Annotated in this window: 1 protein-coding gene; it reads left to right on the top strand. The window is 64.1% G+C overall.

Features of this window, described 5'->3' with window-relative positions; genetic code table 11:
* Nucleotides 1-156: 156 nt before the first annotated feature.
* A complete protein-coding gene (locus ACM5SV_RS36585) occupies nucleotides 157-1,104 on the top strand; it encodes an IS110 family transposase (protein ID WP_017995762.1) in 948 nt (315 codons plus the stop codon).
* The last annotated feature ends 7 nt before the right edge of the window (nucleotides 1,105-1,111 follow it).

Below are 1,111 nucleotides of genomic sequence, written 5' to 3'. Positions count from 1 at the left end.
CCTTGTACGTTGCCGTTGCTGTATAAAGGGGCTGTGCGGCGGGGATGCGTGTCATCCTTGGGTCTTGAACTCGTACCTCAGCAAGCATCTCCGTCGCCATGTCTTCGCTCGAACGGTTGGTTGGGCTTCGAGCCCGCGTTGCAAGGAGGAGCAGTCATGCATATCCAGCAATCTTTCATGGTCGGTATCGATGTCTCGAAGGCCCATCTCGACGTTGCCGTTGAGGGCAAACGCGCCGTTGTCCGCTTCGACAACAATGCGCCAGGCTGTGCCGCACTCACTGCGGCAGTGGCCGGCGCAGAGCTTGTCGTCGTCGAGGCGACCGGCGGTTACGAGATGGCAATCGTCAGAACGCTTATGGCCGCCGGTATTGCCGTCGCCGTCGTCAATCCCCGCCAGGTGCGCGACTTCGCCAGGGCCAGCGGTCGTTTGGCCAAGACCGATCAGGTCGACGCCCGCGTCACGCTCCACTTCGCCAGAGCGATGCGGCCGGCACAGATCCCCCATATCGACGACGGCCGCATCGCGCTTGCTGCGCTTGTCACCCGCCGTCGCCAACTCATCGACATGGCGGTCGCCGAGAAGAACCGCCTCGAGCATGCGCCTGAGGCCGTCGCAGCGCTGATTGGCGAGACCCTCGCCGCCCTCAAGGCTCAGCTCGCCCGCGTCGATGCCGCCATCGCGCTCGCCATCGAGGCCGAGCCCGACATGGCCGCACGCCGCAATCTGCTGCTGACCGTGCCGGGCATTGGCGAGGTCAGTGCCGCCGTGCTCATCGCCGAACTGCCCGAACTCGGCGCCATCGACGACAAGAAGCTCGCAGCCCTCGTCGGCGTCGCCCCCATCGCTCACGACAGCGGCACATGGCGTGGACAACGCCATATCGCCGGCGGACGCGCCACCGTCCGATGCGCCCTCTATATGGCTACGCTCTCGGCCATCCGTTGCAACCCGGCCATCAAGACCTTCCACAAAAGGCTGCGCGACGCGGGCAAACCGCCCAAGGTCGCCATCGTCGCCGCCATGCGAAAGCTCATCATCATGATCAACACTATTCTTAAAAGACGAACCCCATGGAACCAGCCCCAACAACACGGTTGCTGAGGTGCCC

Origin of the sequence: Rhizobium sp. CRRU65, from assembly GCF_048551595.1 — a bacterium.
Classification (GTDB): Bacteria; Pseudomonadota; Alphaproteobacteria; order Rhizobiales; family Rhizobiaceae; genus Rhizobium; species Rhizobium leguminosarum_J.
The sequence above is the reverse complement of the archived record's forward strand: the minus strand, read 5'-3'. Positions and strand labels throughout refer to the sequence as shown.